Source organism: uncultured Brevundimonas sp. (assembly GCF_963974615.1).
GTDB lineage: Bacteria > Pseudomonadota > Alphaproteobacteria > Caulobacterales > Caulobacteraceae > Brevundimonas.
Genome location: NZ_CAXBDH010000006.1, coordinates 97,170 through 116,537, shown reverse-complemented (window position 1 = coordinate 116,537; position 19,368 = coordinate 97,170). Strand labels below are relative to the sequence as shown.

Here is a 19,368-nt window from a genome sequence, read left to right as displayed (position 1 = left end):
GGTTAAGGTGCCGCCATCTCATCGTCGGGAACGCCAGCATGATCCGTCCATCCGCCTCGCTCGCCATCCTTCTTGCTTCCACTGCCCTCGCGACAGGTGCCATGGCCCAGACCCCTGCTTCCCCGCCCAATCCGCCCCTCGCCGAGGGAGCCTTCGCCACCTCGGATGCCACCGATCCCTATCTGTGGCTGGAAGAGGTCGACGGCGACCGGGCCATGGCCTGGGTCAATGAACACAACACCCGGTCCCTCGGTGTGCTGCAGGGCGACCCGCGCTATGAGCCCCTGCATCAGCAGGCACTGGAGATCGTCCAGTCGCGCGACCGCATCCCCAACCCCGGGTTCAATCACGCCGGCTCGATCGATAATTTCTGGCAGGACGCTGAGCATGTGCGCGGCCTGTGGCGCACCACCAGTCTGGACAGCTATCGCAGTGCCGCGCCGGTGTGGGAGACCATCCTCGATTTCGATACCCTGTCAGCGGCCGAGGGCAAGAACTGGGTCTACAAGGGGGCGACCTGCCTGCCGCCCGGGGAGACCCGCTGTCTGGTGTCCCTGTCCGACGGCGGCAAGGACGCGGTCACCATCCGTGAGTTCGACCGGACCAGCCGGACCTTTGTGACCGACGGCTTTGTTCTGCCGGAGTCCAAGGGCGGGGCCAGCTGGATCGACGCCGACACCCTGCTGGTGTCGCGCGACTTCGGTCCGGGCAGCCTGACCAGTTCGGGCTATCCGATGATCGTCAAACGGCTGCGGCGCGGCCAGACGCTGGATCGGGCCGAGACCGTCTTCACCGGCCAGCCGGACGATGTCTCGGTGTCCGGCTATACGCTGCGTGACGCCGACGGGGTGGCACAGGCGACCCTGATCAACCGCGGAATCAGCTTCTATGAGGGCGAGACCTGGCGGCTGAATGCCGACGGCACCACGACGAAGCTGGAGCTTCCGGCCAAGTCGGACATCGAGGCCCTGGTGCAGGGCCAGCTGGTCATCACCACCAAACAGGACTGGACCGCCCCCTCGGGCCAGACGTTCAAGAGCGGTGACGTTCTGGCCTGGACCCTCGACGCCTGGCTGGCCGATCCGGCGACGCCGGCGCGGCTGATCATCCGCCCGGGACCGCGCGAGGCCATTGAGGGCATGACCGCTACCCGAAACCGGCTGGTCGTGGCCCTGTTCGAAAACGTGCGCGGCGGGGTCTATGTCTATGAACCCAATGCGAACGGCGACTGGGCCCGCACCCGTCTGGACCTGCCGCAGAACGTCACCGTCGGGGTCGGCTCGGCCTCGGAGATCGACGACCGGCTGTTCGTCAGCGTCGCCGGCTATCTGAACCCGTCCAGCCTGTGGCTGGCCGACGCGGCCACGGGCGCGGTCGATCAGGTCAAGACCCTGCCGGCCAAATTCGACGCCACCGGTATGACCGTCGACCAGTTCGAGGCGCGCTCGGCCGATGGGACCATGATCCCCTATTTCGTGGTTCATCGTGACGCCATGGCCACCGACGGCTCCAACCCGACCCTGCTGTACGGCTACGGCGGGTTCCAGAATTCACTGCTGCCCGGCTATTCGGCCACGGTCGGCAAGCTGTGGCTGGAGCGCGGCGGCGTCTATGTCATCGCCAACACCCGCGGTGGCGGCGAGTTCGGGCCGAACTGGCACGACGCAGCCCTGCAGGAGAACCGCCAGCGGGCGCATGAGGACTTTCAGGCCGTGGCCCTGGACCTGATCGCGCGCGACATCACCAGTCAGCCGAAACTGGGCATCATGGGCGGGTCCCAGGGTGGGCTGTTCATGGGGGCAATGCTGACCCAGCGGCCCGATCTGATCAACGCCGCCGTCATCCAGGTGCCCCTGTTCGACATGCTGCGCTTCAACAAGCTGCTGGCCGGGGCCTCGTGGCAGGGCGAATACGGCAATCCCGACATTCCGGCGGAGCGGGCCTGGATCCAGGCCTATTCGCCCTATCAGAACCTGCGCGCGGGTCAGCCCTATCCAGAGGTCTTTATCCATACCTCGACCAAGGATGACCGGGTCCATCCCGGCCACGCCCGCAAGGCGGCGGCGCGGCTTGAGGAATTGGGCTATCCGGTGCTGTTCTACGAGAACACCGACGGCGGTCACGCGGCCGGGGCCAACCTGCGCGAGACGGCCCGGCGCATCGCGCTGGAATACACCTATCTGACGCGGCGGCTGATGGATACGCAGATCCCTGCGCCGGAATGAATGGAGTTTGAGATGAAACGACTGATCCTGTCCGCCGCGATTCCGGCTCTGCTGCTGGGGGCCTGCGCCACGATGCCGGGCGACGGTGTCGCACCGCCGACGGTCATGGCCGAGCGCGCGCCGCCGCCGCATTTCCCCGCCGACCTCAGCCCGGCCGGGGTGGCCGCGGCCGACGATCATCTGGATCTGGAACAGGTGCATGGCGACGCGGCCATGGCCTTTGTCGCCCGTGAGAATGCGGCGTCGCTGGCGGCCCTGACCGGGGACCGGCGCTATGAGACCTACCGTCAGGAGGCCTTTGCCATCCTGTCGGCCACCGACCGGATTCCGGGGCCCAGCTTCCTCGGCGACGGCATCGGAAACTTCTGGCAGGACGCGGCCAATCCCAAGGGGGTGTGGCGGCGCACGTCGCTTGAGTCCTACCGCTCTGCCGACACGCAGTGGGAGATCCTGCTCGACATCGGGGCCCTGTCGACGGCCGAGGGCAAGGACTGGGTGTTCAAGGGGGCCAACTGTCTGGCCCCTGACGAGACCCGCTGCCTGGTCAATCTGTCCGATGGCGGCAAGGACGCCGTTGTGGTGCGGGAATTCGACCTGACGACCAAACGCTTCGTCGACAATGGTTTCGTCCTGCCCGAGGGCAAGCACCGCCTCAGCTGGCTGGACCGGGACACCCTTCTGGTCGCCACTGATTTCGGACCCGGCACCCTGACCGAGAGCGGCTACCCCTTCATCATCAAGACCCTGAAGCGCGGCCAGACCCTGGCCCAGGCCACCGAGGTCTATCGCGGCGACATCGGCGACGGCGGCTATGGCGTCAGTGCCAGCGTCCTGCGCGACGGCCGGGGTGCGATCCTGGCGGTGCTGTTCAACCGGCCGCTCGACACCTTCAGCAGCGAAACCCTTCAGTGGCTGGACGGCCGCGCGGTCAAATTGAGCCTGCCTTCGAAAGTCAGCGTGCATGGCGCAGTTCGCGACCAGTTGATCTTCAGCGTCGAACAGCCGTGGACCCAGGCGGGTGAAACGTTCAGCGCCGGCAGCCTGCTGGCCGCATCCCTGGCGGGGTTACGTGACGGTCAGGGCCGCGCAGATGCCGTCTTTGTCCCCGGCAATCGCCAGTCGGTCGAGGAGGTATCGGTTTTCGATAACCGGATCGTCGCCACCGTTTATGACAACGTCCGTGGACGGATGATGCGCTTTCTCGACACACGGGGCCGGGGCTGGCTGAAAGCCGACCTGGAGGTTCCGGACAATGTCGCGGTGCATCTGGGCGATGCCGGTCGGGGGTCGGATCGCCAATTCTACAGCTATGAGGGTTTCCTGACACCGGCGACCCTGAACCTTCTGGACCTGCGCGTCGGAACCGCCGGTCGCGCCGAGCCGGTCGCCACCGCCCCCGCTCGCTTCGACGCCTCGACCCATGTCGTCGAACAGTTCGAGGCCACCTCTTCGGATGGCACGAAGATCCCCTATTTCGTCGTCCGGCCGAAGGATCTGGTTATGGACGGCCACGCGCCGACGATCATGTACGGCTATGGCGGGTTCCAGGTGTCCAAGCCGCCGGCCTACATCCCGGAAATGGGCAAGCTGTGGCTCGAGAAGGGCGGGGTCTATGTCAACGCCAACATTCGGGGGGGTGGCGAGTTCGGGCCCGACTGGCACCAGGCGGTGCTGAACGAGAACCGCCAGCTGGCCTTTGATGATTTCGCCGCCGTGGCCCGCGACCTGGAAACACGCGGCATCACCTCGCCGCGGCGTCTGGGCATCTATGGCCGCTCGAACGGCGGGGTCCTGACCTCGGTGACGGTCACCCAGCATCCGGAGCTGATCAATGCGGCGGTGATCGAGAGCCCACTGATCGACATGCTGCGCTATCACGAGCTGCCGGCCGGGGCCTCGTGGATCGGGGAGTATGGCGATCCCCGCATTCCCGAGGAGGCCGCCTGGATCGCCCGCTATTCGGCCTATCAGCAGCTGCGCTCCGAGGTCGCCTATCCGAGGGTCTACATCACCACCAATACCCGCGATGACCGGGTCCACCCGGGCCATGCACGCAAATTCGCGGCACGGCTGGGCGATCAGGGCCATGACCACCTCTATTATGAGGAAACCTCGGGCGGGCACTCCAACGACGCCGATCCGGTGGCCAATGCCCGGCGCTGGGCCCGCCACTATGTCTATCTGGCCCAGCAGTTGATGGACTGAGCTCACGTCTCCTCACGTTAAAATGAGCGGCGGTGATGGCCGGGGGGTGGTTAAGCTGCCGCCGATGAAAGTCAGGGGCTGGATATTCGGTGTGGCGGCGGTGGCCGTCGGTCTCGTCGCGGCGGGCAGCGCCCTGTCGTTCGGCGGCCAGCCGAGCCGCGCACGCCCGGCCAGTCGCGCGGTGATCAGCGAGCCGGTGGTGCTGGAGCTGTTCACCGCCCAGGGCTGTGCCGGCTGTCCGGAAGCCAATCAGCTGGTCGAGACCGCGGCGGGAACGCCGGGCATCATCGTCCTGACCTATGGCGTCGACTACTGGGACTATCTCGGCTGGCCCGACACCTTCGCCCGGCCCGAGTTCGCCGAACGTCAGAACGCCTATCGTCAGGCGCTGCGGTTACGGTCGATCTCGACGCCACAGGTGGTTATCGACGGCCGCCGTCAGGTCTCGGGCACGCGCCCGCCGGAACTGCAGCTGGCCATTGACGAGGAGGCCGCGCGCCGGGTGTTTCCGCCTGAAATCGAATTCCGCGCCGGAGGGCAACGGGTCGGTGTCGGCTCGGGCCGGGCCCCGCAGGGCGGGGCCGAGGTGGTGGCGGTGACCTATACGCCGGGCCTGCAGAGCGTCGAGATCGACCGCGGCGACAATCGCGGCCGCACCGTGCGTCAGCTCAACGTCGTGCGCGGTGTGACCCGTCTCGGTACGTGGAGCGGTCGCTCGACCCTGTTCGACCTGCCGCCGACGGTGAATGAAGGGGATGCTGTGGTGGTGCTGCTTCAGGCCCGCGCCGACCGGCGAATCCTGAGCGCCGCGACGCGCTGATCAGGCCCCGGCCTTTTTCGCAAATCCCCATGCGGCACTGGCCAGGGGTTCGACCTGGGCGGCCATGGTGCGGGCGTGGCTGCTGGCGGCGGTACCGTCACGCACCCGCCCGGCGATGCCCTGGCAGATGGCCGCCAGCCGGAACAGATTGTAGGCGAACAGCCAGTCCAGGTTTTGCGGCCCCGGGACCCCGGCTGCGGCCGCGTAGCGCTCGACCGTCTCCTCGATCGAGGGAATGCCCAGGGCTTTCAGATCACTGCCACCCAGGCCGTTACGCAGGCTGGAGGGAATGACCCAGCCGATCAGCAGATAGGAGAAGTCAGCCATCGGGTCGCCGAGGGTCGACAGCTCCCAGTCCAGCACGGCCCGGACCTCGGCCTTCGTCGGGTCGAGGATCAGGTTGTCGAGACGGAAGTCGCCGTGGACGATACGGGTCGGGCCGTCGGCGGGCAGGCTGTCGGGCAGGAAGGCGATCAGCCGGTCCATGGCCGGGTTGGGCCCGGTCTCGGAGGCGCGGTACTGTTTGGTCCAGCGCCCGACCTGACGCATGAAATAGTTGCCCGGCCGACCATAGTCGCCGAGGCCGATGGTCGTCGGATCGAACCGGTGCAGGGCCGCCAGGGTGTCGGTCTGGGCCTCATAGATGGCGCGGCGCTCGACCGGCTGCAGGCCCGGCAGCTTTAGATCCCAGAAGATCCGGCCCTCGACCTTGTCCATCACATAGAACATCGAGCCGATCACCGCGTCGTCGCTGCACAGGGCGTGGGGCCGGGCGACCGGATAGCCCTGTTTGTGCAGGGCCGAGATGACGGTGAACTCACGATCAACGGCATGGGCCGACTGCAGCAGCACGCCGGGTGGTTTGCGGCGCAGCACATAGGTGGCCGAGGGCGTGGCCAGCTCATAGGTCGGATTGGACTGGCCGCCCTTGAACTGGCGGACGGTCAGGGGCCCGGCATAGCCCGCGACATGATCGTTCAGCCAGCGGTCCAGCGCCGCCTCGTCGAGGGTGTAGCGGGGGTCGACCTCGCGGGTGCCGGAAAAGGCGGTCTGGACGTCGGTCAGGGGGGTATCGGTCATTGTGCGGCGATGATGGCCGCCTTGACCGCGCCGCGCCAGCCCCTGAGCAGGGTGTCGCGTTCCGGGGCCGTCATGCGCGGGGTCCAGACGGCCGGGGTTTCGCTCGGGGCGGTGGCGAGGTCGTCGATCAGGCCGACGCCCAGCGCCGCCAGTCGGGCCGCGCCCAGGGCGGTCATTTCCTGGAAGGCGGGGCGTTCGACGGTGACCTCGCAGATGTCGGCGACGAACTGCATGGCGAAATCATTGGCCGTGACCCCGCCGTCGACCCTGAGCACCGCCAGCGGCGGGGCCCCGTCGGCGGTCAGGGCCTCGAGCAGGTCGCGGGTCTGGTAGGCCAGGGCCTCCAGCGCCGCCCGGACGAAATGGGCCGGGCCGGAATCGCGGGTCAGGCCGGTGACGGTGCCGCGCGCGTCGGGCTGCCACCATGGCGCGCCCAGACCGGTGAAGCCGGGCACCAGATAGACGCCGCCGTTGTCGGGCAGGGTTCGGGCCAGGGCCTCGGACTGGCGCGAGTCGGAAATCATCCCGACTCCGTCGCGCAACCACTGGATGGCGGATCCGGCCGAGAAGATCGACCCCTCGAGCGCCCAGGCGGCATCCTCGCCGATCTGATAGCCGAGGGTACCCAGCAGGCGACGGGTCGAGATGACCGGTTCGGCCCCGACATTGGCGACCAGAAAGGCCCCTGTGCCATAGGTGATCTTGGCGTCGCCTGGCCGCATGGCCCCGTGCCCGACCAGGGCCGCCTGCTGGTCCCCGGCCGCGCCGTGCACCGGCAGGGCCGCGCCGAACAGGGCTGGGTCGCAGTCGCCGAGGTGGTCGCTGCAGCCGCGAATCTCCGGCAGGGCCTGACGCGGGACGTCGAACAGGGCGCACAGGTCGTCGCGCCAGACCCGGGTCTTGAGGTCCATCAGCGCGGTGCGGCTGGCATTGGTCGCGTCGGTGACGTGGCTGCGCCCACCGGTCAGTTTCCAGGTCAGCCAGCTGTCGATCGTGCCCAGCCGCACCTCGCCGCGCGCCGCCCGGTCGCGGGCCCCCGGCACAGCGTCGAGCAACCAGGCGAATTTGGTGGCCGAGAAATAGGGGTCGAGGATCAGGCCGGTGGCGTTCTGGACCATGGGCTCGTGCCCTTCAGCGGTCAGGCGGGCGGTGACGTCGGCGGTGCGACGGTCCTGCCAGACGATGGCCCGGTGCAGCGGTTCGCCGGTGGCGGCGTCCCACAATACCGAGGTCTCGCGCTGGTTGGTGATGCCGATGGCGGCGAAGCGGTCGATGCCACCCGCCTCGCGCACCACCTCGCGACAGGTCTGCAGGGTCGCGTTCCAGATTTCGGCGGCGTCATGCTCGACCCAGCCGGATTGCGGAAAATGCTGGGCCAGTTCGATCTGGCTGACGGCCAGGGCGCTGAAGCCACCCTGTGGCGACACCTCGAAGGCGATGGCCCGGGTCGAGGTCGTGCCCTGGTCGATGGCGAGGATCAGGCGTTTCATGATGCCATCTTACGCAGAGCCGACGACTGGGGTTAAGTGGGTAGATGCGTATCGCCTCCTATGCCGGCGTTCAGGACGCCGCCCGCCAGATCGCCCGCGCCGCCGTGCGCACGCCGCTGATCGAGAGTCCGGCGCTGAACGCCCGGCTGGGCGGGCGGGTGCTGATCAAGGCCGAGACCCTGCAGGTGACGGGGGCGTTCAAATTCCGCGGGGCCTATAATCGTATCAGCCGCCTGACCCCCGAGGAGAAAAGCCACGGGGTGGTGGCCTATTCGTCCGGCAACCATGCCCAGGCGGTGGCGGCGGCGGCGCGGATGATGGGCGCCCACGCCATTATCGTTATGCCCGCGGACAGTCCGAAGGTGAAGATCGAGGGGGTGATCGCCCTCGGCGGCGAGGTGCGCACCTATGATCGCTACAATGAAAGTCGCGAGGCCATCGGCGCGGCGATCGCCGCCGAGCACGGCAGTGTACTGGTCAGGCCGTTCGATGACCCCCTGATCATCGAGGGCCAGGGCACGACGGCGCTGGAGATCATGGAGCAGGCCAAGGCCATGGGGGCGGTGCCGGTCCATCAACTGCTGTGCGGGGCCTCGGGCGGCGGGCTGGTCGCCGGGATCAATGTCGCCCTGACGGCCCTGTCGCCGCACACCCATGTCTTCGCCGTCGAGCCGGACGCCTATAATGACACCCAGCTGTCGCTGGCGGCCGGGGCGCGGCGCACTCATCCGCCGGTCACCCGGCCGTCGATCTGCGACGCCCTGATGTCGGCCCAGCCCGGTGAGCTGACCTTTCCGATCAATCGCCGGCTGAGCGGGGTCGTCACGGTGTCGGATGCCGAGGCGGCGGCGGCCGTGGCCTATGCCTTTCGGGTGCTGAAACTGGTGGTCGAACCGGGCGGGGCCGTGTCGCTGGCGGCGCTGCTGGCCGGCAAGGTGCCGGTCAAGGACCGCACCACCGTCCTCATCCTGTCGGGGGGGAATGTCGATCCGGCCCTGTTCTCTGCCATCATCGAAAATCGTTACACGCCGGAAACCTGGGGAGTCACTGTATGAGCCGCACCGAACGCAAGGGGGTGCCGACACCGCCCGCCGCCCTGGCCGGTCAGGTCGGGACCGAGGTCGGGGTCAGCCGCTGGATCACCGTCGATCAGGCCCGGATCGACGCCTTCGCCGAGATCACCGAGGACCGGCAATTCATCCATATCGACCCGGTGGCGGCCGCAGAAACCCCGTTCGGCGGCACCATCGCCCACGGCTTCCTGACCCTGAGCCTGCTGTCAGCGATGACCTTTGACGCCGTGCCCCCGCTGGAGGGCGTGGTCATGGGCATCAACTACGGCTTCGACAAATTACGCTTCCTCGCCCCGGTGCCGGCCGGCTCGAAGGTGCGGGGCCGGTTCAAGCTTCTGTCCGCCGAGGACAAGGGCGGCGGCCGCTGGCTGCTGAAGCACGAGGTCACGGTCGAGATCGAGGGCAGCGACAAGCCGGCCCTGGTGGCTGAATGGCTGGGGATGCAGGTGGTGGGCGGCTAACGAGATCACTTAAGACTGATAAAAAACTTAACGAAATCAACTGATAATCGGTTGCTTGGGGGCAAGGACATATGACCGTAGATAGTACATCCGAGCCAAAGGACCCTGAAACGGCCCCTCCAGCAAAGAGGTTCGGCTGGTTTCATAGCGCCACCAACATCATCAACCTGTTGCTCGTGACATTCACCTTAGGAGCGGTTGCTGCCGCTTTCTGGCAGGGGAGCATCTCCCGTGACGTCGCAAAGCGTCAGTTGCGCGCCTATGTGTTTATGGACGGGGGCAAATTGAATTGGGAGCAAGGTGCCCCTACGGCGACGCTGTCGATCAACTACAAAAACACTGGCGCGACACCCGCATACAAATTCCGAATAGGCGTCACTTACATGTTCGAAAGTCCCGACCTTCAAGGCGCACTACAGGTGCCCGGTTGGGAGCAAACGGTCGGCTATACAGACTTGGGCCCCAACTCTGTCTTGGAAACAAGTGATCCATCCATTCCGATGCCGCAGGGTGAAACGTCGAGCTGGATCACTGGTAGTCGTCACCTCTACATCTCAACTCGAATTGAATATGATGATGCCTTCGATGAGCATCATATCACGACGAATCGCTTTCGCTTCATCGCCTCTCAGGCCGATGGGGCCGTGGTGGTCAATCAGCAAGCTCTAGGCAGTACGTCTGACTGAGCGACCTACAGCGAAGTTACCCCTCCCCCAAACACCTCAGCGCCACCTCGAGATTGCGCAGCCCGTCCTCGCCGGTCACGGCCGGGGTCTCGCCGGTGCGGATGGCGTGGGCGAAGGCTTCGAGCTCCTTTTTCAGCGGCTCGGCCGGCCAGCTGTTGACCGCGCGGGTCTGGTAGGAGCCATCGGCGGCCTGACCGAAATATTCGGTGACCTGACGGGTGATCAGGTCGGCGACGACGAACTTGTTGCGAGTGGCCACCTGCAGGGTGCGGACCTTGTAGGGGGTGACCCAGTTGGTGGTGATGTGGGCGATGGTGCCGTTGGCGAGGCGGAACTGCAGCAGGGCCGTGTCTTCGCGTTCGGCACGGGTGCGGGCCAGTTGCGGCTGGACCTCGGTGATTTCGGAGTCCGTCAGGTGACGGATGATGTCGATGTCGTGCACCGCCAGGTCGATGACCACGCCGACCTCGCCCATGCGCGGCGGGAAGGGACCGACGCGGGTGATCTGGATCGAGATGACGTCGTCACCGTCGATGGCGCGCTTGACCGCATCGACGGCCGGATTGAAGCGTTCGACCTGACCGACCATCAGCACCCGGTCATTGGCCTTTGCGGCGTCGATCATGCGCTGGGCGTCGGCCACGGTGGCGGCGATCGGTTTTTCGACCAGCACATGGACGCCCTTTTCCAGCAGGGCGACGCTGAGGTCGGCATGGTGCCGGTTCGGCGTGGCGACCACCGCGGCGTCGAGGCCGGCGGTGACGAAATCCTCGGCGGTGGTGAAGGCCCGGGCCTCATACAGACCCGCGACCCCTTCGGCCGTGGCGGCGTCCGGATCGAACACGGCGGTCAGGTCGAAGTCACGGATGTCGCACAGCACGCGGGCGTGGTTGCGGCCCATGACGCCGGCCCCGGCGACGCCGGCCTTGAGCGGGGGAAGATGCTGGGTCATGCGGTTCAGGCCTTGAAGGATGCGACGGCGGCGATGATGCGGTCCTGGGTGGCTTCGTCGAGATCGGCGTGCATCGGCAGGCTGATGACCCGCTCCTTGAGCCGCTCGGTGACAGGCAGACCCTGGGGGCCGCGCGGATACATGTCATAGGCCGGCTGCAGGTGCAGCGGGATCGGATAGTAGACAGCGGTGGGCACGCCCTGGGCCTTCAGATGCACGGCCAGTCCGTCGCGGTCGGCGTGTTCGATCGTGTACTGGGCCCAGTTGGAGACATTGCCGGCGGGCACGTCGGGCACGGCGGCGACATGGGGGCGCAGCAGATCATTGTAGCGGGCGGCGACCTGATTGCGCATCTCGATCTCTTCGCCGAACACCCTGAGCTTCTCGATCAGGACGGCGGCCTGGATGGTGTCGAGGCGCGAGTTCAGGCCGACGCGCATGTTCAGATATTTGGTGTCGTGCTCGAAGGTCCGACCCTCGAGGTCACGGGCGACGGCCTTGCCGTGCACGCGCAGGGAGTCGATCAGCTGGGCCAGATCATCGTCATTGGTCAGCACCGCCCCGCCGTCGCCGTAGCAGCCCAGCGGCTTGGCCGGGAAGAAGCTGGTGGTGGTGATGTCGGCCCATTTCAGCGGATGGTCGCCGTTGATCGTGCAACCGAAGCCCTGGGCCGAATCGGCGATCAGCTTCAGCCCGTGTTTGTCACAGACCGCCTTGATGGCCGGATAGTCGGCGGGCTGGCCGAACAGGTCGACGGCGATGACGGCGCGGGGCTTCAGCCGGCCCTCCTTGATCGTCGCCTCGATGGCGGCCTCGAGATGACCGGGATCCATGTTGTAGGTCTGCGCATCGACGTCGACGAACACCGGCTCGGCGTCGAACCACGGCACGACCTCGGCGGTGGCGGCGAAGGTGAAGCTGGGCACGAAGACGGCGTCGCCGCGACCTATGCCCCAGGCCATCAGCGGCAGGGCCAGGGCGTCGGTGCCGTTGCCGCAACCCAGGGCGTGTTTCGCCCCGCCGAAGGCGGCGAGGCCGGCTTCGAATTCACGCACCTGCGGCCCCATGACCCAGGCCCCGCCGGTGACGGCAGCCTGGACGGCGGCCTCGATCCGGCCGTCGAGGCGGAGGCGCTGGGCCTGGAGGTCGATGAAGGCAATGGTCATGAGGGGCCGGTTCTTTCGTCAGGCGGGAGCCACGCTCCGGATTGCGCCGCCTCCTAGCAAATCGCAACCGGTCCGGACAAACGTCTGAGGGTCACTTCACGTTGCGGGTTGCAACGTCACCGCCGGGTGCCCTAAGCGACGGTGCCCAGGGTGGAGTGCATAGTGACGACCAGATCGACCAGCGCAACCGGTTACCAGACAGGCAGCGGTGTCCCGGCGGTGTTTCTTGATCGCGACGGCGTGCTGATCGAGGACACGGGCTATCCGCATCTGGAGGCTCATCTGACGCTGATCCCCGGTGCGGCCGAGGCGGTGCGACGGCTGAATGCGCTTGGCTATCTGGTGGTCGTCGTCACCAACCAGTCGGGCGTGGCGCGCGGTATGTTCAGCGAGGAGACCATGCACGCCTTCAACGCGCTGATCGTGCGACGGCTGGCGTCCAAGGGCGCGCGCATCGGGGCCGTCTATGCCTGCCCGTTCCACAAGGAGGCCCGTGACGAGCGCTATTTCCACCCCGATCATCCCGATCGCAAACCCAATCCGGGGATGATCCTGAAGGCGATCGAGGCGCATGGCATCGACCCGGCCCGCTCGTTCCTGATCGGGGACCGGCCGTCGGATCTTGAGGCGGCGCGTCGTGCCGGGATTCCGGGCTTCGCGTTCGAGGGCGGCAATCTCGATGACTTCCTGCACGAACTGCTGGGCGGCTGATCGCAATTCCCTGAGCGATGAAATAGGGTCGGGGCCTGTTTCGGAGAGCTCGACATGACCGCCTATGCCGAACGCCGCTGGACGTCCGCTGACGGACTGAGCCTGTTTGCGCGGGACTATGGCGGGGCCGACGGTCCGGCCCGGCTGCCGGTCATCGCCATCCACGGCCTGACCCGCAACAGCGCCGATTTCGACGCCATCGCCCCGCTGATCGCCCAGGGCGGGCGGCGCGTGCTGGCGATCGATGTTCGCGGCCGCGGCCGGTCGGACAGGGCCGTCGACCCCATGACCTATTCACCCGCGATCTACGCCCGCGACGTACTGACCCTGCTGGACCAGGCGGGCATCGACCGGGCGGTGTTCCTCGGCACCTCTATGGGCGGGCTGATCACCATGGCCATTGCGGCGCTCCGCCGGAAAGCGATCGCCGCCGCCATCATCAACGACGTTGGGCCCGAGGTGTCGCCGGTGGGGCTGGCGCGGATCGCCGCCTATACCGGCCAGCCGGTCGATATCCGCGACTGGGCCGGGGCTGCGGCGCATGTGAAGGGGCTGAACGCCGTCGCCCTGCCGCACTATACGGATGCGGACTGGGACGCCTTTGCCCGCCGCACCTTCCGCGAAGGGGCCGGGGGTGTGCCCGTGCCGGACTATGACCCTGATATCGCGGTGCCGATCCGGGCCGCGGGGGCCAGGGCGCTGGTGCCCAATCTGTGGCCCCTGTTCAAACGCCTGAGCCGCGGTCGTCCGGTGCTGCTGGTTCATGGCGAGACCTCGGACCTGCTCAGTCCCGGCATTGCGGCCCGCATGCGCAAGGCGGCCCCCAGGATGGCCTATGTCCAGGTCCCCGGCGTCGGCCATGCCCCGATGCTGGATGAGCCCGCCGCCCGGGCGGCGGTCCTTGGGTTTTTGGACGAAATCGACTGACTCGACCCCGGCGTCGGCGGGACGTCAGGCCTTCTTGACGAACTCGGTGCGCAGCACGAGGCCGCGAACCTTGTCGACATTGGCCTCGATCTCGTCCTCGTCGCCGGTCAGGCGGATGTTCTTGACCAGAGTGCCGCGCTTGAGGGTGACGCCGCCCGAACCCTTGACCTTGAGGTCCTTGATCAGGGTGACGCTGTCGCCGTCGGCGAGGATGTTGCCGTTGGAGTCCTTGGTCGGGGAGTCGGTCATCGCGGGGTCCTCGGGGCCGACCTCAGTGGAGGCCGACGGTCTGTTGCAGGCTGGTGAAGATGGCCGCGGTGTCGTAGCCGACGCCCGCCTTGAACACGAGGGGCATCCGGTCCAGTGCGCCGGGATCAGCGACGGGATCGCCGTCGATCAGGATCAGATCAGCCCGCTTGCCCACCTCGATAGAGCCGACCTCGGTGTCGCGATCGAGGAAGCGTGCCCCTTCCAGCGTCGCCATGTTCAGCGCCTGTTCGAAGCCGAAGCCCGCCTCGACCATCAGCTGCAGCTGGCGCTTTGACGACCAGCCCGGGATGACCCCGCCGAAGCCGGTCGGGTCCGTGCCGGCGACGAGATGGCCGCCCTCGGCGACGAAGCGCCGTTCCAGTTGCATCATCTTCGGCAGCAGGGCGCGGGTACCCGGGTCGTTGCGAGTCTGGATCGCGGCCCAGGTGGTCTCGTACTGGGCCCTGACCTGCGGGATCAGCAGGTCGCGCGCTGCCGCGGGGGCTTCGGGCCGGCCCGGGGTCTGGGTCTCAAACACCGTCAGGGTCGAGGTCAGGGTGACGCCGTGATCGATCAACAGCCGGATCAGCGCCCCGGCCTCGGGGCCGTCCGGATCCAGCGCCGCGAAGGACGCACTGACCGCCGCGCGCGAGGGACAGACGTCGGGCTGTTTGTCGGCCACGAAATCGGTCGCGGCGAAGAAGCCGTGCTCCAGATTGTCGATGCCCGCCTCGGCCGCCTCGCGATAGGTGACCGAGCACAGATGGGCCGTGACCTTCTGGTCGCGCGCATGGGCCAGCTCGATAATGCGGGTCAGTTCGTCCCGGCTGATCTGCATATAGGCCTTGTAGGAGGTGACTCCCTCGGCGGCCCAGTAGGTCACCATCCGTTCGGCGTCGGCGACGTCCCCCAGGGCGTTGACCTTGAGAATCGGCAGGCCGGGGCCGTTCAGATAGGGGGCGGTCACATCCATGTCGGGGCCGGGTGTGCGACCGGCGAGAATGTCGTCGCGCAGGTTCAGGTCGGCATAGGGGGCCATGGTCCCGGCGGTGCGCAGGGTGGTGACGCCGCCGGCCAGATACAGCCTCGGAAAGCTGTAGACCATCTCCGTATAGTTGGCCCGGCCGGTCGGGTAGAACATGTGTTCATGCATCAGCACGAGGCCCGGCAGCAGGGCCTTGCCGTGGCCGTCGATGACAGTGGCGTCGCCCGCCTCAGACAGGTCGGCGACGGGGGCGATGCGGGTGATGCGGCCGTTCTCGACCAGCACACTCATTCCGGTCCGGGCTGGCGCGCCGGTGCCATCGATCAACTGGACGTCGCGGAACAGCAACCGGGGCTGGGCATAGGCCACATAGGCGGCCGGGGTCTGGGTCAGGCCGGGACCCGCAAGGGCGGACAGGGCGAGGGCGAGCGTCAGGAGCAGGGTGCGGATCATGGGTCTCTCCGGGATCAGACGGGGCCGGCGGTCGGACCGTCCGGAACATTGGCCTCGAGGTCGTCGAGCCAGACGCGGGCATTGCCGTCGGACGGGGCCCGCCAGTCGCCGCGCGGTGACAGGGAGCCCCCGGTCACCACCTTGGGCCCGTTGGGCAGGGCCGAACGCTTGAACTGGCTGGTCTGGAAGAAGCGCACCAGGAATTTGCGCAGCCAGCCCTTGATGGTCGCCAGATCATAGGCGACCCGCTCGGCCTCGGGCGTATGGACGGGCCAGTCGCCGGCGGCGGGGTCTTTCCAGGCCTGATGCGCCAGCCAGGCGATCTTTGATGGACGGAAGCCGAAGCGGGTGGCGTGGAACAGGAAGAAGTCGTTCAGCGCATAGGGGCCGACTGTGTCCTCGGTCGACTGGATCCTGCCGTCGGCCCCGGCCGGGACCAGTTCGGGCGAGATTTCGGTGGCCAGCACAGCGTGAAGGGCGGGCGTCGCGGCGGCCCCGACCAGATCGCCGTCAGCGACCCAGCGGATCAGGTGGCGGATCAGGGTCTTCGCCACGCCGCCGTTGACGTTGTAGTGGCTCATATGGTCGCCGACGCCATAGGTGCACCAGCCCAGGGCCAGCTCTGACAGGTCGCCGGTACCCAGCACAAAGGCCTCGTGCCGGTTGGCCAGGCGGAACAGATAGTCGGTGCGCAGACCGGCCTGGACGTTCTCGAAGGTGATGTCGTGCACGGGCTGACCGTCCGCGTACGGATGACCGATGTCAGCCAGCATCCGTTCCGCCGCCGGGCGGATGTCGATCTCTTCGCCGGTGACGCCGAGGGCGCGCATCAGGGCCCAGGCGCTGGCCTTGGTCGTGTCCGACGTAGCGAAGCCGGGCAGGGTATAGGCCAGAATGCCGGTGCGCGGCAGGTCCAGCCGGTCGAAGGCGCGGCAGGCGACCAGCAGGGCCTGGGTCGAATCCAGCCCGCCCGAGACGCCGATCACCAGCCGTTCGGCCCCGGTGGCCGTCATCCGCCGCATCAGGCCCTGCACCTGGATGTTGAAGGCCTCGTAGCAGTCGCGGTCCAGCCGGGCCGGATCGTCGGGCACGAAGGGGAAGCGGTCGAGCGGGCGCAACAGGGTGTCGATGTCGTCGCGGCCCGGGGCGCTGAAGGGCACGACGGTGGCGGCCTCGCCTTCCAGTCGGGCGCAGTCGGCGAAGGTGCCGTTGCGCAGCCGGTCCAGGCCGATGCGTTCGACGTCGACATCGGCCACAGTGAGGTGGGATTCCAGCGAAAAGCGCAGTCCCTCTGCCAGTTTGGCACCCAGCTCATGGATGGTGGCCTGTCCGTCCCAGGCCAGGTCGGTGGTGCTCTCGCCCCAGCCTGAGGCCGCGAAGACATAGGCCGACAGGGTTCGCACCGACTGGCTGGCACACAGGACCGCACGCTCGTCGGCCTTGCCGATGACGATGTTGGAGGCCGACAGGTTGCAGAGGATGCGGGCCCCTGCCAGGGCCGCGCGGGTCGAGGGCGGCAGCGGGGCCCAGAAATCCTCGCAGATCTCGACGGCAAAGACGAAGCCGGGGCGATCGTCGGCCTCGAAGATCAGGCCGGGGGCGAAATCGACGCTCTCGCCGTTCAGGGTCAAGACATCCTCGGCGCGACCGGCGGCCGGGGAGAACCAGCGCTTCTCATAATATTCGCGATAGTTGGGCAGATAGGATTTGGGCACCACGCCCAGCACCTGACCGTTGGCCAGCACGACGCCGCAGTTGAACAGGGCGTCGCCGTTGCGCAGCGGGGCCCCGACGACGACGACCACATCGGCCTCTCCGGCGACGTCGGCGAGGTGGGCAATCTGGCGTTCGACCTCGACCAGCAGGGCGTCCTGCATCAGCAGGTCGTCGATGGCGTAGCCGCTCAGCGACAGTTCGGGGAAGACCAGCAGATCCACGTCCTGCGTGCCGGCCTGACGGATCAGGGCTTCGTGTTCGGCGGCATTGGCGACCGGATCGGCGATATGAACCACGGGGGTCGCAGCGGCGACGCGGACGAAGCCGTGGGTTTTTGCGGCGTGAAACGGATGGGTCTTGGTCAAGGTCGGGATCCTGCTTGGCCCCAGTCTAGCGCGTCCGGGTCGCCGCCGTCACCCGATGGTGCGCCCCGAACGGTTTCTCCGGCGGGTGCGATGCCGGGTGACGCGGCGGGCGGGGTCGGCTAAGGCCCTGACCATGACCGATACGCCGAAAAAGGGCTGGCTCTCGCGGCTCAGTGAGGGGCTCAGCCGATCCTCGAAACAGATGACCGAACAGGTCGTCTCGACCTTCGTGCGCGAGCCGTTGAGCGAGGCGGCGCTGGAGAAGCTGGAAGAGCATCTGATCGAGAGTGATCTGGGTCCGGCAGCCTCGTCGAGGATCGTCGAGCGCTTCCGTGAGCTGCGCTTCGGCAAGGTGTCGGATGAACGCGAGGTCAAGGAGGCGCTGGCCGAGGCGGTCGCTGCCGAACTGCTGCCGCGTCAGGCGACCTATGAGCCGCTGAATGGACCCCGGCCGTTCGTCACCCTGTTCGTCGGGGTCAACGGCTCGGGCAAGACCACGACCCTGGGCAAGATCGCCGCTGACCTGACCGGTCAGGGGGCGAAGGTGATGATCGTCGCCTGCGACACCTTCCGCGCCGCCGCCCGCGAACAGCTGAAGGTCTGGGCCGACCGCGCCGGGGCTGATTTCGAGAGCCGACGCGACGGGGCCGACCCTGCTGGTCTGGCCTTCGACGCCTATACCAGGGCGAAGGCCGAGGGCTACGACGTGGTCCTGATCGACACCGCCGGGCGCTTGCAGAACAAGTCGGCCCTGATGGACGAGCTGCTGAAGATTGTGCGGGTGCTGAAGAAGATCGATCCCGACGCGCCGCACGAGACCCTGCTGGTGCTGGACGCCACCGTCGGACGCAATGCCCTGGCCCAGGAACAGATCTTCGGTCGAACCGCTTATGTTTCGGGTCTGGTGATGACCAAGCTGGACGGCACCGCCCGCGGCGGGGTGCTGGTGCCTGTAGCCCAGGCTTCGGACGCGCCGATCAAGCTGATCGGCGTCGGCGAGGGCATCGAGGACCTGCAACCATTTGACGCCCGTGCCTTTTCGCGCTCGCTGGTCGGGCTTGAGGACTGAGAATGACCGAGATGACGACGCCAAACGCCGATCCGGCCCCAAAATCCGGCCAGTGGATCCGTCAGGCGGTGGATTTCGGGGCCCTGCTGGCCTTCGCTGCCGCCTATTTCATCACCCGCGACATGATCAAGGCCACCTGGGTGCTGGTCATCGCCTCGACCCTGGCCCTGGCCACCGGCTATTTCGTCGAGAAACGGTTCGCGCCCCTGCCGCTGATCACCGGCCTGTTCGCCCTGGTGTTCGGCACCATGACGATCGTGTTTCACGATGAGAGCCTGATCAAGATCAAGCTGACGGTCCAGAACGCCCTGCTGGCGACGGTGCTGCTCGGCTCGCTGCCGCTGAACAAATCGCCGTTCAAATATCTGCTGGGGGACGCCATACGCGTGACCGACCAGGCCTGGCGGGTGCTGACCCTGCGCTACGGCCTGTATTTCGCGACGGTGGCCGTGACCAATGAGCTGATCTGGCGCACCCAGTCGGACGCGACCTGGGTCCAGTTCCGGGTCGGCCTGTTCATTCTGGCGATCGTGTTCGGCCTGCTGCAAGTGCCGTACATCATGAAGAATATGCAGAAGGACGGCGGCGAGCCGGGCCCCATCACGCCCGATCCGGGAATCTGAACCCGGCCTTCGACCTTCGACACGGTGTCGGGGGAGCGATTGTCTTCAAACCAGAGGATGATCCGTCGTCAAATCGTTACGCGACGCGGGTAGCGCTACGGCACATGCCGGA

At 67.1% G+C, this 19,368-nt stretch carries 17 protein-coding genes; 10 read left to right on the top strand and 7 right to left on the bottom strand.

All coding sequences use genetic code 11. The features are described 5' to 3' along the window. Positions 1-38: 38 nt before the first annotated feature. The 3 genes from AAC050_RS05655 (at position 39) to AAC050_RS05645 (ending at position 5,250) form a co-directional block, all read left to right on the top strand. The gene (locus AAC050_RS05655; RefSeq protein ID WP_339914088.1) at positions 39-2,225 is read left to right on the top strand and encodes a prolyl oligopeptidase family serine peptidase; all 2,187 of its coding nucleotides are present in this window, start codon (positions 39-41) and stop codon (positions 2,223-2,225) included. A gap of 12 nt (positions 2,226-2,237) precedes the next feature. Continuing rightward, positions 2,238-4,430, top strand: coding sequence for a prolyl oligopeptidase family serine peptidase (locus AAC050_RS05650; protein WP_339914087.1), 2,193 nt, complete (start codon positions 2,238-2,240; stop codon positions 4,428-4,430). A gap of 64 nt (positions 4,431-4,494) precedes the next feature. Further along, positions 4,495-5,250 (top strand): DUF1223 domain-containing protein, encoded by a 756-nt coding sequence (locus tag AAC050_RS05645; RefSeq protein WP_339914086.1) that lies wholly within the window; start codon positions 4,495-4,497, stop codon positions 5,248-5,250. Here AAC050_RS05645 and AAC050_RS05640 read toward each other — a convergent pair whose 3' ends face one another. Both AAC050_RS05640 and glpK read right to left on the bottom strand, forming a co-directional pair. Then, entirely contained in the window at positions 5,251-6,330 is a 1,080-nt protein-coding gene (locus AAC050_RS05640) for a phosphotransferase (protein WP_339914085.1), read from the bottom strand. After that, the gene (gene glpK, locus AAC050_RS05635) at positions 6,327-7,820 is read right to left on the bottom strand and encodes a glycerol kinase GlpK (protein WP_339914084.1); all 1,494 of its coding nucleotides are present in this window, start codon (positions 7,818-7,820) and stop codon (positions 6,327-6,329) included. The genes AAC050_RS05640 and glpK overlap by 4 nt, the downstream gene beginning before the upstream one ends. Positions 7,821-7,864: 44 nt before the next feature. Here glpK and AAC050_RS05630 point away from each other — a divergent pair, with 44 nt between their 5' ends. The 3 genes from AAC050_RS05630 to AAC050_RS05620 all read left to right on the top strand — a co-directional run bounded on the left by AAC050_RS05630 (position 7,865) and on the right by AAC050_RS05620 (position 10,040). Further along, on the top strand, positions 7,865-8,875 hold the full coding sequence (locus AAC050_RS05630; RefSeq protein ID WP_339914083.1) for a threonine/serine dehydratase: 1,011 nt from the start codon (positions 7,865-7,867) through the stop codon (positions 8,873-8,875). Beyond that, positions 8,872-9,354 (top strand): MaoC family dehydratase, encoded by a 483-nt coding sequence (locus tag AAC050_RS05625; RefSeq protein ID WP_339914082.1) that lies wholly within the window; start codon positions 8,872-8,874, stop codon positions 9,352-9,354. The genes AAC050_RS05630 and AAC050_RS05625 overlap by 4 nt, the downstream gene beginning before the upstream one ends. Before the next feature lie 71 nt (positions 9,355-9,425). Then, the gene (locus tag AAC050_RS05620; RefSeq protein ID WP_339914081.1) at positions 9,426-10,040 is read left to right on the top strand and encodes a hypothetical protein; all 615 of its coding nucleotides are present in this window, start codon (positions 9,426-9,428) and stop codon (positions 10,038-10,040) included. A gap of 16 nt (positions 10,041-10,056) precedes the next feature. Here the strand turns inward: AAC050_RS05620 and AAC050_RS05615 are convergent, their stop codons facing one another. Continuing rightward, positions 10,057-10,992: a Gfo/Idh/MocA family oxidoreductase gene (locus tag AAC050_RS05615; RefSeq protein WP_339914080.1), complete on the bottom strand. Its 936-nt coding sequence runs from the start codon at positions 10,990-10,992 to the stop codon at positions 10,057-10,059. A 5-nt stretch (positions 10,993-10,997) separates the two neighbouring features. Beyond that, positions 10,998-12,158 (bottom strand): DegT/DnrJ/EryC1/StrS aminotransferase family protein, encoded by a 1,161-nt coding sequence (locus tag AAC050_RS05610; protein WP_339914079.1) that lies wholly within the window; start codon positions 12,156-12,158, stop codon positions 10,998-11,000. A gap of 162 nt (positions 12,159-12,320) precedes the next feature. On the opposite strand from AAC050_RS05610, the gene AAC050_RS05605 reads away from it, so the two are divergent. Further along, the gene (locus AAC050_RS05605) at positions 12,321-12,869 is read left to right on the top strand and encodes an HAD family hydrolase (protein WP_339914078.1); all 549 of its coding nucleotides are present in this window, start codon (positions 12,321-12,323) and stop codon (positions 12,867-12,869) included. A gap of 54 nt (positions 12,870-12,923) precedes the next feature. Continuing rightward, on the top strand, positions 12,924-13,796 hold the full coding sequence (locus AAC050_RS05600; protein ID WP_339914077.1) for an alpha/beta hydrolase: 873 nt from the start codon (positions 12,924-12,926) through the stop codon (positions 13,794-13,796). Positions 13,797-13,820: 24 nt separating this feature from the next. Here the strand turns inward: AAC050_RS05600 and AAC050_RS05595 are convergent, their stop codons facing one another. Genes AAC050_RS05595 through AAC050_RS05585 form a run of 3 tightly spaced genes read right to left on the bottom strand, consistent with a single transcriptional unit; the run spans position 13,821 to position 17,564 of the window. Continuing rightward, positions 13,821-14,045 carry an alkylphosphonate utilization protein gene (locus AAC050_RS05595; RefSeq protein ID WP_339914076.1) on the bottom strand — a complete coding sequence of 75 codons (225 nt, stop codon included), beginning with the start codon at positions 14,043-14,045 and terminating at the stop codon, positions 13,821-13,823. Positions 14,046-14,067: 22 nt separating this feature from the next. Beyond that, positions 14,068-15,483, bottom strand: coding sequence for an amidohydrolase family protein (locus AAC050_RS05590; RefSeq protein WP_339914075.1), 1,416 nt, complete (start codon positions 15,481-15,483; stop codon positions 14,068-14,070). A gap of 14 nt (positions 15,484-15,497) precedes the next feature. Next, a complete protein-coding gene (locus AAC050_RS05585; RefSeq protein ID WP_339914074.1) occupies positions 15,498-17,564 on the bottom strand; it encodes an NAD(+) synthase in 2,067 nt (688 codons plus the stop codon). Positions 17,565-17,697: 133 nt separating this feature from the next. Between AAC050_RS05585 and ftsY the strand changes: the two genes are divergently transcribed. Both ftsY and AAC050_RS05575 read left to right on the top strand, forming a co-directional pair. Then, a complete protein-coding gene (gene ftsY / locus AAC050_RS05580; RefSeq protein ID WP_339914073.1) occupies positions 17,698-18,633 on the top strand; it encodes a signal recognition particle-docking protein FtsY in 936 nt (311 codons plus the stop codon). 2 nt (positions 18,634-18,635) lie between these two features. Further along, positions 18,636-19,256 (top strand): inner membrane-spanning protein YciB, encoded by a 621-nt coding sequence (locus AAC050_RS05575; protein ID WP_339914072.1) that lies wholly within the window; start codon positions 18,636-18,638, stop codon positions 19,254-19,256. Positions 19,257-19,368: the final 112 nt, after the last annotated feature.

Bases quoted from the DNA above. Each gene is read 5' to 3' on its own strand.
- AAC050_RS05615 (WP_339914080.1), bottom strand. From the start codon at position 10,992: ATGACCCAGCATCTTCCCCCGCTCAAGGCCGGCGTCGCCGGGGCCGGC.
- AAC050_RS05620 (WP_339914081.1), top strand. From the start codon at position 9,426: ATGACCGTAGATAGTACATCCGAGCCAAAGGACCCTGAAACGGCCCCT.
- glpK (WP_339914084.1), bottom strand. From the start codon at position 7,820: ATGAAACGCCTGATCCTCGCCATCGACCAGGGCACGACCTCGACCCGG.
- AAC050_RS05610 (WP_339914079.1), bottom strand. From the start codon at position 12,158: ATGACCATTGCCTTCATCGACCTCCAGGCCCAGCGCCTCCGCCTCGAC.
- AAC050_RS05600 (WP_339914077.1), top strand. From the start codon at position 12,924: ATGACCGCCTATGCCGAACGCCGCTGGACGTCCGCTGACGGACTGAGC.
- ftsY (WP_339914073.1), top strand. From the start codon at position 17,698: ATGACCGATACGCCGAAAAAGGGCTGGCTCTCGCGGCTCAGTGAGGGG.
- AAC050_RS05645 (WP_339914086.1), top strand. From the start codon at position 4,495: ATGAAAGTCAGGGGCTGGATATTCGGTGTGGCGGCGGTGGCCGTCGGT.
- AAC050_RS05650 (WP_339914087.1), top strand. From the start codon at position 2,238: ATGAAACGACTGATCCTGTCCGCCGCGATTCCGGCTCTGCTGCTGGGG.
- AAC050_RS05575 (WP_339914072.1), top strand. From the start codon at position 18,636: ATGACCGAGATGACGACGCCAAACGCCGATCCGGCCCCAAAATCCGGC.
- AAC050_RS05595 (WP_339914076.1), bottom strand. From the start codon at position 14,045: ATGACCGACTCCCCGACCAAGGACTCCAACGGCAACATCCTCGCCGAC.
- AAC050_RS05640 (WP_339914085.1), bottom strand. From the start codon at position 6,330: ATGACCGATACCCCCCTGACCGACGTCCAGACCGCCTTTTCCGGCACC.
- AAC050_RS05590 (WP_339914075.1), bottom strand. From the start codon at position 15,483: ATGATCCGCACCCTGCTCCTGACGCTCGCCCTCGCCCTGTCCGCCCTT.
- AAC050_RS05625 (WP_339914082.1), top strand. From the start codon at position 8,872: ATGAGCCGCACCGAACGCAAGGGGGTGCCGACACCGCCCGCCGCCCTG.
- AAC050_RS05655 (WP_339914088.1), top strand. From the start codon at position 39: ATGATCCGTCCATCCGCCTCGCTCGCCATCCTTCTTGCTTCCACTGCC.
- AAC050_RS05630 (WP_339914083.1), top strand. From the start codon at position 7,865: ATGCGTATCGCCTCCTATGCCGGCGTTCAGGACGCCGCCCGCCAGATC.